The sequence below is a fragment of the Shivajiella indica genome (assembly GCF_042683085.1).
Lineage (GTDB): Bacteria > Bacteroidota > Bacteroidia > Cytophagales > Cyclobacteriaceae > Shivajiella > Shivajiella indica.
The window spans coordinates 825381-839262 of sequence record NZ_JBHUIV010000010.1 but is presented as its reverse complement, the minus strand read 5'-3'; the positions used below and the strand labels follow the sequence as shown (position 1 = coordinate 839262).

The window sequence follows — 13882 nt, the reverse complement described above, 5'->3', positions numbered from 1 at the left end:
TTTGAAAACACTTTTGCCCAACCATAAATCTTTGGTGGAAGAAATTTCGGATTTATTGAATATCAGTAATGATTCTGCCTACAGGCGGATAAGGGGTGATAAATTTATTAACCTGGAAGAGATCCAAAAGATATGCCAATATTTTAAGATTTCTTTGGATCAGATGCTAAGTCTTCAATCTGATGCCATTGTTTTTCATGGTCAGCTAAACAAATATGATAACAGCAGTTTGGAGAATTGGCTTTTGGATATGTTGGCGCAGCTCCAACTGGTGGCAAGTCATAAACAAAAACATATTTATTATTTGGTCAAGGATATGCCGCCCTTTTATCATCTATATCATCCGGAATTGGCTTCCTTTAAGTTTTTCTTTTGGAGTAAATCAATCCTTTATTATGAAAGTTTGAAAGGAGTGAATTTTTCTCTTGATTCCATTCATTATCAGGAGCATAGAGATTTGTGTTCGAAAATAATCAATTTGTACAACTGCATTCCGACTACTGAAATCTGGAATGAAGAAGGAATCAATACTACCTTGAGACAGATAGATTTTTATAAGGATACGGGAATTATTCCGTTGAAATCCGATGCAAATAGATTGTACCAATGTGTTTTGGAAGTAATAGATCATCTGGAAGTGATGGCAGAGGCAGGCAAAAAATTTGGTATCAACCAGGAAGTGACCTCAGAGAGTCCCGATTACCGTTTTTTTGTAAATGAAATAGTAATAGGGGACAATACATTTATGGGAGAACTGGATAATAAGAGGATAACCTATCTTAACCACAGTGTATTGTATTTTATTGCCACGGTGGATAAAAAATTCAACGACTCTGTTTTCGCCAATCTTGAAAATCTCATGAAAAAATCAACCCTGATCAGCAATGTAGGCGATAGGGAAAGAAAACTTTTTTTCAACAAACTGAGAAAGAAAGTATTGGTTAGGATGGAAGCTTTGGAAAAAGAAGAAATTTAAATCAAAAACCTAATTGGGTAGGCTTTCCAATACCATTTTTACCAAATCTGCTTTTTTCTCGTTTTTAATCCAGCGTGTGACGATAAGGAGGTCATTTTCTTCATCTACATAGATCATATTAGTCCCTGCTCCTAAATGAAAGAAGGCTGTTTCGGGTGCTGACGGAATTTCTTTTTTGTCGGTATTGAGGAAATAGTTCATAAATCCATAGTTGGTTTGGACGCTTGTCGGGGTTCTTGATTTTTCGATCCATTCCTTAGAAATGACCTGTTCACCGTCCCAGTTTCCCTTTCTCATCGTCAAATAACCAAATCGGGCCTGGTCATAGGCACTGATAAACAATCCTCCTCCCCAATGGGAACCACCACTTACTGATTGTACAATTTGTCCATCCAGAACAATAAAGGAATTTTCGTAACCTGTCCACCTCCAGGTGGGACTGGCACCGATTTTATCCATCACTTTTTCTTTCAATACCTGGGGCAAAGGCCTTCGCCAAACATTCAGAATTGCCAATGCCAATACATTCACACGTGTATCGTTGTATTTATAGACAGTTCCAGGTTCATTTCTTGGCCTGCTCAACCATTCGGCTGCATTCCCCTGTGGTCGGTCTGCCCAATCAGGTTTTCCCCATAGCGTCCCTTCCCAATCAGAAGTTTGCCGAAGAAGATGTTCCCAAGTAATCTTTCGGTTATGAGCCGTTCCGAATAAATCAAAAACATCCTCTTCATGGAGATGGTCAGACTTGTTCATCATCAACCGATATGGATCATAAGGAATAATTGGAGCCATATAAGGATAGACCAGATCCTTTTCACTTTTGATCAGTCCTTGATCATATGCAAGCCCAACTGTAGTGGAAAGGAGGCTCTTGGCAACACTGAACGTTAAATCCACCCGATGGGGATCACCCCATTTTCCTACCACATAACCCTTGTATATTATCAGCCCTGCAGCCGCACCGCGATCTTTCATGGGGCCAACCGGAAAGCCTAAGGGCTCCCGTCCAAATGCGCTTTGATAGTGGGCAACTTTTAGGTTTTTATCCGCATCACTTTCTTCCTGAACAGCAAAATCTATAGCTTTTTTCAACAGAGAGGCATTCATTCCCAGTTCCCGGGGTTCTTTTTCTTGCCATTCTCCCTGAGGAGGGAAATAATGGTTTTGAGCCTGTACGGACCCTAGACTCAGGAGAAGAATGAAAAGAACCAAGGTCTTTCTCATATTTTTCATAGTTTAAAAGCGATTTAGGAAGGGAAGGTAAAATATCTTATTGATCCTCAAAATTTAATTTACAGGATTTACTGCATTTTATTTTTAACTGGTCAGGAATAAAAGATTAAATTCACACTTAAAACAATTTGAAAGTAAATTGGTCTAATCATTATATCTTTTTATTATGAAGAGTGATGCAGTAATTTATATCATAGGTGCTGGGATATCCGGTCTGATTGCGGCTTACGAACTGGAAATGGCAGGATATAGCCCCATCATTTTAGAATCTTCCGATGAAGTAGGGGGAAGGGTCCGTACCGATAAATTCAAAGACTACCTTTTAGACAGGGGGTTTCAGGTTCTCCTGACCGCCTATCCGGAAGCCCAAAGATACCTGGACTATGAAGCTTTGAAGCTCAAAAAATTCAGTCCAGGAGCGATTATTTTAAAACCTGGAAATTCTTTTATTATACATGATCCCCTAAGAAACCCTTTAAAGCTAATTAATATGGTTTTTTCTGGCGTTGGGACTTTCCTGGATAAAATTAAAATTTTCAGTTTGACCAAATCATTGGAAAAAAAATCCATAGAGGAGATTTTCCAGGAACCTTCTCAAACCACCTTACAATTTTTAAAGGATTATGGTTTTTCAGACAAAATCATTGACAATTTTTTCAAACCATTTTTCTCCGGAATTTTTTTAGAAAACGAGCTAAACACCTCCTCAAGAATGTTCAAGTTTGTATTTAAAATGTTTGCTATGGGTCATGCAGCTATCCCTGAAAATGGCATGCAACAGATAGCTGAACAATTAAAAAACAAATTGACTAAAAGTCAAATAATTTTTAACAGCCCGGTAAAGAAAATTGAAGGCACAACCCTTTACCTAAGTTCAGGGGGTGAAATCCAAGCAGATAGGATTATAGTGGCGACCAAGCCGGATAAGTTGATTCCTCAACTTTCGGGTCAATTTAAAGCAGGAAGAAAAGTGATCAATATTTACTATTCTATTTTCCATTCTTTTGTTGCCCAGCCCATGATTGCTTTGGTGACAGACCCACAATTTTTAATCAATAACCTGGTTTTTATGACGGATATCAGTAAAGCTTATTCCCAAAACACAAAGGCGCTCTTGTCAGTATCCATCGTTAAACCGGTCGAATCCATTGAAAAATTGGAGAAAATGGTAGCCATTGAACTTGAGGCGCTTACCAAGATAAAGGCTGAGTATTTTGAGCATATCAAAACTTATTTGATTGAGGAAGCATTACCGCAAGTAGAGGATTTTGCATGTACTCTATCCCCTACAAACACCAAGGTGTTGGATGGGGTGTATTTGGCGGGTGATTTCTTATTGAACGGTTCCATCAATGCTGCCATGACGGCAGGAAGAAAAGCTGCGGAAGCGGTAATTTTAAGTTTGCAACCGACCTATTAATTGAAAAAGACGGTAGCCATAGCAGGAGCAGGGGGATACATCGGTAGATGGTTTATTCATTATTTTAAAGACAAATACCGTATCGTTGCCCTGAGCAGGAGAGAAGTTATCCAAAATCCTTACCCTAAGGTCGAATGGCGAAAAGTGGAGTTATTTTCTATTACTTCTACTACGGAAGCCCTGCAAGGAGTGGATTTTGCCATATACCTGATACATTCCATGAGCGGATCCACCCGTTTGAACCAAGGCTCTTTTGAGGATACTGATTTATTATTAGCTGATAATTTTGCTAGGGCTGCTGCAGCAAATGGTATCAAACAGGTTCTGTATCTGGGAGGAATTTTGCCCAAAGAAGTTAATGAAAATGACATTTCTGTCCATTTGAAAAGCCGATTAGAGGTCGAAAAAGCGCTAGCTTCAAAGGGAACACCACTTACCGCCCTCAGGGCAGGTATAATTGTGGGACCTGGTGGTTCTTCCTTTAAAATGATATATAATCTGGTAAGGAAACTTCCTGCTCTGATGTGTCCTCAGTGGACTTTATCAGAAACACAGGCAATATCATTAAAGGATACGCTTACCATTATGGATGATTGTTTGGGTAAATCAGAGGTTTTTGGTAAAGCAATTGAAATTGGTTCGCCGGAAATCCTTTCATATAAGGAAATGCTGGAAAAAACAGCCAAGGTAATGAAGAAGAAACGATGGATATTTTCCGTTCCTTTTTTTTCTGTTGGCTTATCAAAGCTTTGGGTAAGTTATTTTGGGGAAACACCTTCCAAGCTTGTTTCCCCTTTGGTTGAGAGTCTAAAGCATACCTTGACAGTTTCTGAAGCCCTTGCCTATCGACAAAAAGAAATAAAATATCTTTCTTATGAAGAAAGTGTTAAAGAAGCATTGGACCCCATCAACCAAATGCCCCAATTACCCAAATTTCGGAATGAAAAAGAGGTTAAGAATACAGTTAGAAGCATTCAAAGATTTCCCAATACCCGACACCAAAGTGCATTGTGGGTGGCTAACCGATACAAATTATGGTTACCAACTTTTTTTAGATTTTTCATCAATGCCAAGGAAAACAATAGGGGAGACCTTGGCTTTTATCTTTTGGGAAGTTCAAAACCCATGCTTCAATTGACCTGGATTCCTGATAGGAGTGATATCAAAAGGCAGTTATTTTATATAACAGGAGGTTGGCTTGTCAAGCGTTTTGATTATGGTTGGTTGGAATTTAGAGAGGTATTGGGAGGGAAATATATGATTTCGGCCATCCATGAATTTGTTCCGAGACTTCCTTGGATGATTTATGTAAACACCCAGGCCAAAATCCATTTATGGGTAATGAATAAATTTAAAAAGTATCTGGAGAAATACAGATTTGAAGTCTAAAAGGGAATATGGAATTTTAATAAATTTTAGCTATTTGTTTAATTTTCGGTGAATACCTGATAACTTAGTATAGTAATATTTAAGGTCCAATTTATATGAAAACAATTAAGTTCAGAAATGGAGATGAAATGCCAATCATTGGTTTGGGAACTTGGAAATCCAAGCCTGGTGAGGTATTTCAAGCAGTTTTATGGGCATTGGAAGCTGGATATAGGCATATAGATTGTGCGGCTTTATATAATAACGAAAAAGAGGTGGGGAATGCATTTGAACAGGCATTTAAGGAAAATATTGTCAAAAGGGAAGATTTGTTTGTCACCTCAAAGTTGTGGAACAGTAACCACAGATTGGACGATGTGCCTACAGCTTTAAAAAAGACCTTGAAAGACCTTAAATTGGATTATTTGGATTTGTATCTTATCCACTGGCCAATAAGTTTTAAGCCAGGAGTTGGATTTGCCCAACATCGGGAAGAATTTTATACCTATAGTGACGTTCCCTTGATACAAACTTGGGAAGGAATGGAACATTGTAAGGAACAAGGATTGACAAAGCACATTGGGGTTTCTAATTTTAATATCAGTAAACTGAATGAACTTATCAATTCAGGAAGCATAGTTCCGGAAATGAACCAAATAGAATTACATCCTTTTCTCCCTCAGGAAAAATTAGTGAATTTTTGCAGGTCACATGGAATATTGAATACTGCTTACTCCCCTTTGGGTTCAGGTGACCGTTCTGCTTCTATCAAAAAGGCCAATGAACCTAGTTTATTGGAGAACACAACCATAGTGGAAATTGCTAAAAAATATAATGCGAGTCCTGCACAAATTCTGATTGCTTATTCCATACAAAGAGGTATTGCTGTTATTCCAAAATCAGTGAATAAGGAAAGAATTAATGAAAATCTGGCGGCAACAACAATTGATCTTTCTGCACAGGATATGGCCAAAATTGCCAATATTGGAGTATCTTACCGCTATGTTGACGGTAGTTTTTTTACTGGACCCATTAGTCCATATACCAAGGATGATCTTTGGGAAAAGGAATAAATAATGATCCAATTCATAAAAAAACTGACACTTTTTCAGATATTAAAGGATAGTATTATTGATTTTTCTAATGGGGAGTCAATGAATCTGGCTGCAGCAACTGCTTTTTACACTATTTTCAGTCTACCCGCTCTACTGATAATCTTTTTGAATATTGGAACCACTTTTTTAAGTAAGTCAGAAATAAGAGATGAATTGCTGGTCCAGGTTGAAGGATTGGCAGGGGAGGAAAGCAAAGCCACATTAGAAGAAATCCTCAGAAATTATTCCATTAATCCAGATGGTGTAATTCCCAATTTTATAGCTTATATAATTTTAGCTTTCAGTGCAACCACAGTTTTTATCAGTCTCCAGAATGCCATTAATCATATTTGGCATATCAAACCAAAACCTGAAAGGGGATTACTTAAATTTTTGATCAACAGGTTTTTGAGTTTTTCATTGGTGGCATCCATAGGATTTTTATTGATAGTTTCTTTACTGTTGGAAGCTGCTATGGTAATCATTAGCCAATACCTTACAGAATTTATCGGAAATATTAATTTACACCTTGCCAGTATCCTAAATTTTGCCATAACACAATTGGTTCTGATTGTGATTTTTGCACTGATGTTTAAGATCCTTCCAGATGCGAAAGTTAAATGGAAAGATACCTGGATCGGGGCAATAGTTACCATGATCCTTTTTGGAATAGGAAAATTTCTTATAGGGGTTTACCTAGGAAACAGTGATATAGGCTCTACCTATGGGGCTGCAGGATCTTTGGCCCTACTTTTGGTTTGGATTTATTATTCAGTAGTTATTTTCTTATTTGGTGGCCAGGTTACTTACTACATTGCCGAACATGTAGGAGGCAACATTGTTCCCAAACCCCAGGCTGTTAAAGTTGAAATCAGGGAAGTTGATTAGCATGAATTGGTTTGGATTTAAACTTTCAGTATCCTTTTGACCAACATTTCCCATTCCTGCTCCAAACTGATATTAGGCCTAGGTTCTGAAGCCCTTTTGTACCAATAATCGGCATTCCATATATCACCTTCCTTTCTGTGCAAATAGGCATGGACCCTGGATGAAAGCAGGTCGGAAGGTCCATCCGCAATGTCATGTGCTTTTTTCCAGTTTCCTTTGCCATCATGCCATAAGGCCTCCAACTGTCTGGGAATGCCTTGGGGAGGATGTTCATTTTTTAAAGTTGAAACAAATTCATTGAAGTCCATATCTTGAAGAATTTATTGAAAATCTGATTTAGAAAGGATAACCAATTCCTATATTGAATACGGTCTGACCTCTTTCTCCTAAGAAACTCTGGAAAAATTTATCCAGAATAAATCTTTCTCCCAGAGGCCTTGCCGGATCCACTGCTTTCACGCCCATATCAAGACGAAGAACAAGGAAATCAAAATCCATCCTTAATCCAAGCCCCGTTCCTATGGCGATTTCTTTATAAAACCTGTTGAATTCAAAATTTGCTCCAGGCCTTGCCAGATCTTCTTTGAAGGTCCAGCTGTTGCCCAAATCAATGAAAAATGCCCCATCAAAATAACCATAAAGTTTTGACCGTAGTTCAAACATTCCTTCAAATAAAATGTCTGCAGGTTGTTCAAACCTATAATCGAATGTACCGTCTTCAAAGGTATCAGGCGTATTGGAACCCGGGCCCAAACGCCGTGGTTGCCATGCCCTGATACCAGTACTACCACCTGCAAAGAAGTATTTTTCGTAAGGCAATACCCCATCACTGATTCCATAGGGCTTTGCCATTCCTAAGTTAAAACGAAAAGCAAAGGTTTGGTTTCTGGAAAGGGGGATATATCTCCTGAAATCGGATTGGAATTTTAGAAATTGAAAATAGGCCAGATTTCTTTCAGCAATGACACTTTCATTCAAAAAATTAAGCGTAGTACCACCACTTTCCATGAAAATCCTCCATAAGGAGGCCCTGTTTTTTTGGGAGGCACCATATTGATTGAAATTGATGATGACCTGGCCTGAAATACTGCTGACATAGGAGGGAAGGAATGAATTGATCAGGTTATTTCCCTGATTCTGAAGATCTTCCAGTAAGGTCCTGAAATCATTGCTCAGGTTTGACCTGATGAAATTGGCATCCAATACATTGAAGGCGTATTGTTGTTTTAAATTTCTTGTGTTCCAATTATAGGCAATGATGCCGTTCACACTTTCCCTGATGTATTCCGGTCGGTTGACATAATTGTATCCTATCAAAGTCCTTGTATTCGGGTTGTAACGGCCAAATTTTTGGAGAGAGTTTTTCCCAATTGGAAAAAGGAAACGTGGGAAAATGACAGATGCAGAAGTATTTAACTCACGGCTTCTAAAAACCCCACCTTCACCTGTAGCGGATACAACTCCCTCAAGCCCGGCCCTAAAGAAAAATTCAAACACTTCTGCTCCTCTAAACAGATTTCTGTTCCTCAAAGAATGGCTGAAAAAAGGACCTGGTAATTGTTCGGTGATACTTGCTCCGACTTGATTGGTAATTTGATATTTCTGTCCTGGTTGTGTATATATTTTTGGCCTAAGTACATCCCCAAGTGTATCAAATGCAATATTTACAAAACGGAATAAATCAAGATTTGCCAATTGCCTTTGGGTTTCTATTACATCTCTCCGGCTATATAATTCCCCTTTATTGAGGAATATTCTTGAGGCAATGATTTTTTCAGAATACCTGTCCTTATAGATGGAGAAGTCAATATCACGAAAAGTTGTCTTGATGTCTTCATCCAATGTTTCATTGGTGGGTGGATCAATAAAGAAGTGTACAGAATCCAACCTGTATACCTGATGAAAATCCCCATAGACAGGTTTTCGGATCAGCTGTTCAATTTTAACATTTTTCTCTAAGGTGTCTTTATATACATTATATTCAATGTAGGACTTTGAAAAAGTGTAATAGCCATTGTCTTTCAAAACATCTTCCACTCTTTGTCGTTCCCTACTTATTGCACTTTGATTATAGTTTTGCTTTACTTTTATATTTGACCTTCTTTCATTTTTTAATAAAAGTTCATATATGTTTTGATCATCTGATCTGGTATAAAATGAATCCACCTGGTAGGGACTATTCTCTACGACAAAATATTTGACCCAGGCTTTTTTCCTTTTTTTTTCAACCTCAAAGCTAGTCTCAGCATCAAAATAACCCTGGTTTATAAGATAATAAGTAATCTGTTTGCTGCTTTCTACTGTACTCAAGCTATCAAATATCACCCTGGGATTTCCCGTTCTCATAAAAAAATTGCCATATTCCAGTGTTTTTTCAACAGATGTGAGATTACTGCTGAGTTTGTCGAATCTCTTTTTTTCCTTTTTGGTCAACCCCTGTCCTTCCAATTCCTTTTGGATTAATTTTGTTCTCTCCGCAAGGATAGCCTCTTTTTTATTGACATATTTCATACTGTCAAAAGTCCATTTTCCAAATCTATAGAGGGATATGCCAATAGAGGTGTTCAATAAGGGAATTCTGGTATTGGGAGTTTGTTGGACTACATCTAAAAGTTCAGATTTGCCTGTTCTATCATTACCTTTGACATCAACACTGTAAAGTAAATATTCATTTTCTTTGAGCCCTTTGGTCAAAGAACAGGAAGAAATTAAAATAAGCAGAAAAAGAAAGTTTATATATTTGGACTTATTCACTTCTACGCAATTATCCGAATGTTAAGCAAAAATACGCTTAAGTTTATTAAATCCTTGCAACAGAAAAAATTCCGAAAGCAAGAACAGGCTTTTTTTGTCGAAGGAAGTAAAAATGTAACGGAATTGTTGTCATCAGATTTCGAAATTAGCTTACTTTTATTTACACCAAAGTTTGCTGAGGAGAACCCGAGTGCAGTTTTAAGCTTTAAAGGGGAGAAATATGAGGTCAATCAAAAAACACTGGAATCCGTGGGAACCTTCCAATCCAATGACAGCGCACTGGCCGTGGGCAAAATAAAAGTCAATCAGGATATTGAACCCAAGTCAAATGAATGGGTGATTGCCCTGGATGATGTAAGGGATCCGGGAAATTTGGGTACCATTATCAGGATTGCGGATTGGTACGGCATAAATAAATTATTGCTTTCCCAAGAGTCTGCGGATATTTACAATCCAAAAGTACTCCATGCCAGTATGGGAAGTTTTACGAGATTAAGTTTTTATTACACTGATTTGGCTTCTTATTTGGCTGAGATTGATTTGCCTGTTTTCGGAGCATTTTTACAGGGAGAAGTCATTTACAATACGGATTTTGGAACAGGTGGGATTATAGTCATGGGTAATGAATCCAATGGTATTTCGCAGGAGGTGGAAAAGCTTATTCTGCATCGAATTTCAATTCCCCGATTTGGACATGCCGAGTCTTTGAACGTAGCGATTGCTACTTCTATTTTTTGCGATAATGTGAGAAGAGGGACTTATTTAAGACAAAAGAATTAAGACATGGCCAGTATAAGGGATACACTCAAAAAAGCCGGGCTGAATACATTTTTCTTTCTTTTAATTGCCATGATTTTTTTGGCCAAGTTTTTCCCATACTGGGGGACAGCTGATAGTCCGCTTCCTTTAAAAGCCATTACCGGGGCAGGGATTTCTTTTATTTTCTTTTTCTATGGGGTGAAATTAAGTCCTCAAAAACTAAAAGAAGGGCTATTAAACTGGAAATTACATCTTGTTGTTCAGTCTACCACATTTCTTGTTTTCCCTCTGGTGGTGTTGTTTTTTTATGCTCTTTTTGGAGAAGAAGGCAATTACCTCTGGTTAGGAACTTTTTATTTGGCGGCATTGCCCTCTACAGTATCTTCCTCGGTGGTCATGGTTTCCATAGCAGGGGGAAATCTGCCTGCAGCCATTTTCAATGCCAGTATATCAAGCATGGTGGGTATTTTTATTACCCCAGTTTGGATGGATGTAATGCTTCCTGAAACAGCAGTTTCTTTTGACTTGACAGATACTTTCATCAAACTTAGTTTACAGGTCCTTTTTCCGGTAATTATTGGACTTTTCCTTCATGCTAGATTGATTGGATTTGTAAATAAGCATCAGACTGCCCTTAAGAATTTTGACCAGGGAATAATTCTTTTGATTGTGTTTACAGCCTTTGCCGAATCCTTTGCAGAGGATATGTTCGCAGGGTATAACACCTGGGAATTGATGGTTTTGGGAACCTTCATGTTGGCCTTTTTTGGGTTGATGTTAGCCTTGATGTATTATATTTCCAGAGGACTAAAGTTTTCAAGGGCAGATACCATTACAGTAATGTTCTGTGGCAGTAAAAAATCTTTGGTCCAAGGGGCTGTCATGGGAAGGGTGATGTTTCCTGACCCTGTAGTCTTTGGTATAATTCTTTTGCCATTGATGGTTTACCATGCCCTGCAATTGATGGCAGGATCGGCTTTGGCGCAAAGCATGGGGGAGAAGAAGGGGGGGTAAATTATCAATTATCAATTACCAATTACCAATTATCAAAATCCAAAACTCACGCTCCAAAACTCAAAACTCAAAACCCAAAACTCAAGCTCCAAAACCCAAAATCCAAAACTCAAGCTCCAAAATCTAAAATCAAAAATCTAAAATCTCAAATCTTAGATCTAAAATCTTAGATCTAAAATCAAAAATCAAAAACCAAACCTCAGGAAACGGAAAAATAATATCCTATCCCTTTAATCGTAATGATCTGAATATTAGGATCAGCTTTGAGGTAATCCCGCAATTTGGTGATATAAACATCCAGGTTGCGGGAATTGAAATAACTGTCATCTCCCCAAAAAGCCATTAATATATCTTTTCTCTCAGTTGTCCGATTGGTATTTTCCAATAACAGGGCCAAAATCCCAGCTTCCTTATGGGAAAGACGTTTGGTTTCTTCATTTGGACCATGAAGCTCAAAACGGGAAGGATAAAATTTATATTTGCCAAACTGAATTTCTGACTTATTCTGTATTTTTTGACCTTTGGTCAAGGCCAGCAAATTTTCTATCCTTACAATTAATTCTTCCAAACTGAAAGGCTTCTTTAAATAATCATTTCCTCCTGTTTGGAATCCTTTGACCACATCTTCTACCTGACTTTTTGCAGTTAGAAAAATTATAGGTATTTGGGGTGATAATTTCCTGATTTCCTTAGCTAAAGTATACCCATCCATTTTAGGCAACATGATGTCCAAAACGCAGATATCAGGGTTTGATTGCTTGAATAAATTAACCGCAGAAAAGCCATCTTCTGACATTATTATTTCATAATTCCTGCTTTGAAGGCTTTCTTTTACAATTTTTCCCAAAGCAGGTTCATCCTCAACATACAATATCCTGGTCATGCTTTCTGAAATTGAACGGTAAATGTAGAGCCTTTTCCAACTTGCGATTCAAGGGATATTTTGCCATGATGGGCACGGACTATTGCCGCTACCTGAGCCAGTCCCAACCCATATCCTTTTACATCATGATGATCCTGTTGGGGAACCCGTATAAATTTTTCAAAAATCTCTTTTTGAAAGGATTCAGGAATTCCTATTCCCTTGTCCTTAATCACTAAACTGATTTTATTTTCCTTTTCTTGAAGGCTGATTTCAATATTTTTTTCCTCTTTACTATACTTTACCGCATTATCCAACAAATTGAAAATGACAAGACCAAGTTGCTCCTTATCTCCTTTTATCTTAAAATCATTACCTTGTTTAAGGTAATGGAAATCAAAATCCTGAGCTACCAGGACTGGTTTAAAAGATTGTATTTTGTCTTCCAAAAGGAAATCTAAATCCAATACCTCTATACTTAAATTTGACCCTTTTTCCAATACGCTGGATTTCAAAATATTATCAGCCATTGCAGTCAATCTTTTTAACTCATTTTTGGCTATTTGAATGTATTCTTTCCTTGTTTCTGATTTTTCATTTGCACCGAAATTTTCCAAGGATTCCAACACAATGGCTACTGTGGAAACGGGAGTTTTAAGTTCATGGGTGATATTGCTGATAATATCGTTTTTTAAAAGATTCAAGCGTTGTTGCTTGAGCATGTTCCTGTACATAGCCAACATAGACCATGAGATCAAGAGAACGACCAACAAGGCAAATAGCATGGGTAGGAACATCTTTTGAATTAGAAATCCCTGATAGGATTCAATGTATCCAATGATCCTTGTTCCAAAAGGTATTCTGATTTCCTCCAGAGAAATGGCACCATCCGGAATTGTCATGGAACCCTGTCCCAAATCATATCTTTTGACCCTGGCCTGTAAAGGATAGTTGGTGGAAGCTAAAATCTCATTGAATTTTTTTTCAACCTGTTCGGGATCCAGGGATTGTCTGTCCAAACTAAAAGTGAATCTGTTTTCCCATTTAAGACTGTCAATACCCTGAATGATGGGTCTGAAAATGGTACGGACTGAATCACCTAAAAATTCATCCCCAGCCGTGAACACCCGGATTTCCCGATCTTTTCCATGGACCGAATCTCCTTTGATTTCTTCTCTTCTTACTTCAATCCGAATAGTTTTTGAAGAATCCTGAAAGGAAAAGTTGTTTATTTTCTGATTTAAAAATACAGTGTCCGGAATACCAGGAATAAACATAGGTTTTAATTCCTTTAAAACCAAAGAGTCCAACAATCCGGTTACTGTTGTTGCAAATAGCAGCCTGGTTTCCTGCTTGAGGCTGTTTTTGTAATCCTTATACACAGAGGACAACCAAAAAAACTGTACCAGGACAAGTACCAAAATACTTCCTGTCATCAGCAAGAGATACAGTTTGTTTTTATTTTGCATACAGCAAATATATTTTGTTTTTATAGGCTTTGGGCAATCCAT

12 protein-coding genes are annotated in these 13882 nt (G+C 37.8%); 7 read left to right on the top strand and 5 right to left on the bottom strand.

What is annotated here, in order from left to right; genetic code table 11:
• Position 1 precedes the first annotated feature (1 nt).
• Entirely contained in the window at positions 2-976 is a 975-nt protein-coding gene (locus ACFSKV_RS06990; RefSeq protein WP_380801227.1) for a helix-turn-helix domain-containing protein, read from the top strand.
• Between the two features lie 9 nt (positions 977-985).
• Here ACFSKV_RS06990 and ACFSKV_RS06985 read toward each other — a convergent pair whose 3' ends face one another.
• The gene (locus ACFSKV_RS06985) at positions 986-2203 is read right to left on the bottom strand and encodes a serine hydrolase domain-containing protein (RefSeq protein WP_380801225.1); all 1218 of its coding nucleotides are present in this window, start codon (positions 2201-2203) and stop codon (positions 986-988) included.
• 175 nt (positions 2204-2378) lie between these two features.
• On the opposite strand from ACFSKV_RS06985, the gene ACFSKV_RS06980 reads away from it, so the two are divergent.
• From ACFSKV_RS06980 to ACFSKV_RS06965, 4 genes are all read left to right on the top strand, one after another.
• Positions 2379-3632 (top strand): NAD(P)/FAD-dependent oxidoreductase, encoded by a 1254-nt coding sequence (locus tag ACFSKV_RS06980; RefSeq protein WP_380801224.1) that lies wholly within the window; start codon positions 2379-2381, stop codon positions 3630-3632.
• Complete coding sequence (locus ACFSKV_RS06975) at positions 3633-5021, top strand: NmrA family NAD(P)-binding protein (RefSeq protein ID WP_380801223.1); 1389 nt, start codon at positions 3633-3635, stop codon at positions 5019-5021. It begins immediately after the preceding gene.
• A gap of 95 nt (positions 5022-5116) precedes the next feature.
• Positions 5117-6073, top strand: coding sequence for an aldo/keto reductase (locus tag ACFSKV_RS06970; RefSeq protein WP_380801222.1), 957 nt, complete (start codon positions 5117-5119; stop codon positions 6071-6073).
• Between the two features lie 3 nt (positions 6074-6076).
• Positions 6077-6982, top strand: a complete 906-nt coding sequence (locus ACFSKV_RS06965) for a YihY/virulence factor BrkB family protein (RefSeq protein WP_380801221.1) — start codon at positions 6077-6079, stop codon at positions 6980-6982.
• 17 nt (positions 6983-6999) lie between these two features.
• On the opposite strand, the gene ACFSKV_RS06960 is transcribed toward ACFSKV_RS06965, so the two are convergent.
• Positions 7000-7290 carry a hypothetical protein gene (locus tag ACFSKV_RS06960; protein ID WP_380801220.1) on the bottom strand — a complete coding sequence of 97 codons (291 nt, stop codon included), beginning with the start codon at positions 7288-7290 and terminating at the stop codon, positions 7000-7002.
• A gap of 28 nt (positions 7291-7318) precedes the next feature.
• Positions 7319-9736 (bottom strand): translocation and assembly module lipoprotein TamL, encoded by a 2418-nt coding sequence (gene tamL, locus ACFSKV_RS06955; RefSeq protein WP_380801219.1) that lies wholly within the window; start codon positions 9734-9736, stop codon positions 7319-7321.
• An 18-nt stretch (positions 9737-9754) separates the two neighbouring features.
• Between tamL and ACFSKV_RS06950 the strand changes: the two genes are divergently transcribed.
• Positions 9755-10516, top strand: coding sequence for a TrmH family RNA methyltransferase (locus ACFSKV_RS06950; RefSeq protein ID WP_380801218.1), 762 nt, complete (start codon positions 9755-9757; stop codon positions 10514-10516).
• A gap of 3 nt (positions 10517-10519) precedes the next feature.
• The gene (locus tag ACFSKV_RS06945) at positions 10520-11509 is read left to right on the top strand and encodes a bile acid:sodium symporter family protein (protein ID WP_380801216.1); all 990 of its coding nucleotides are present in this window, start codon (positions 10520-10522) and stop codon (positions 11507-11509) included.
• 199 nt (positions 11510-11708) lie between these two features.
• Here the strand turns inward: ACFSKV_RS06945 and ACFSKV_RS06940 are convergent, their stop codons facing one another.
• Positions 11709-12392 carry a response regulator transcription factor gene (locus ACFSKV_RS06940; protein ID WP_380801215.1) on the bottom strand — a complete coding sequence of 228 codons (684 nt, stop codon included), beginning with the start codon at positions 12390-12392 and terminating at the stop codon, positions 11709-11711.
• Positions 12389-13840 (bottom strand): sensor histidine kinase, encoded by a 1452-nt coding sequence (locus tag ACFSKV_RS06935; RefSeq protein ID WP_380801214.1) that lies wholly within the window; start codon positions 13838-13840, stop codon positions 12389-12391. The genes ACFSKV_RS06940 and ACFSKV_RS06935 overlap by 4 nt, the downstream gene beginning before the upstream one ends.
• Positions 13841-13882: the final 42 nt, after the last annotated feature.

What these genes read in the sequence shown, in the direction of transcription:
- ACFSKV_RS06985 (WP_380801225.1), bottom strand. Translation starts at nt 2,203, where the DNA reads ATGAGAAAGACCTTGGTTCTTTTCATTCTTCTCCTGAGTCTAGGGTCC.
- ACFSKV_RS06980 (WP_380801224.1), top strand. Translation starts at nt 2,379, where the DNA reads ATGAAGAGTGATGCAGTAATTTATATCATAGGTGCTGGGATATCCGGT.
- ACFSKV_RS06970 (WP_380801222.1), top strand. Translation starts at nt 5,117, where the DNA reads ATGAAAACAATTAAGTTCAGAAATGGAGATGAAATGCCAATCATTGGT.
- ACFSKV_RS06965 (WP_380801221.1), top strand. Translation starts at nt 6,077, where the DNA reads ATGATCCAATTCATAAAAAAACTGACACTTTTTCAGATATTAAAGGAT.
- ACFSKV_RS06960 (WP_380801220.1), bottom strand. Translation starts at nt 7,290, where the DNA reads ATGGACTTCAATGAATTTGTTTCAACTTTAAAAAATGAACATCCTCCC.
- ACFSKV_RS06950 (WP_380801218.1), top strand. Translation starts at nt 9,755, where the DNA reads ATGTTAAGCAAAAATACGCTTAAGTTTATTAAATCCTTGCAACAGAAA.
- ACFSKV_RS06945 (WP_380801216.1), top strand. Translation starts at nt 10,520, where the DNA reads ATGGCCAGTATAAGGGATACACTCAAAAAAGCCGGGCTGAATACATTT.
- ACFSKV_RS06940 (WP_380801215.1), bottom strand. Translation starts at nt 12,392, where the DNA reads ATGACCAGGATATTGTATGTTGAGGATGAACCTGCTTTGGGAAAAATT.
- ACFSKV_RS06935 (WP_380801214.1), bottom strand. Translation starts at nt 13,840, where the DNA reads ATGCAAAATAAAAACAAACTGTATCTCTTGCTGATGACAGGAAGTATT.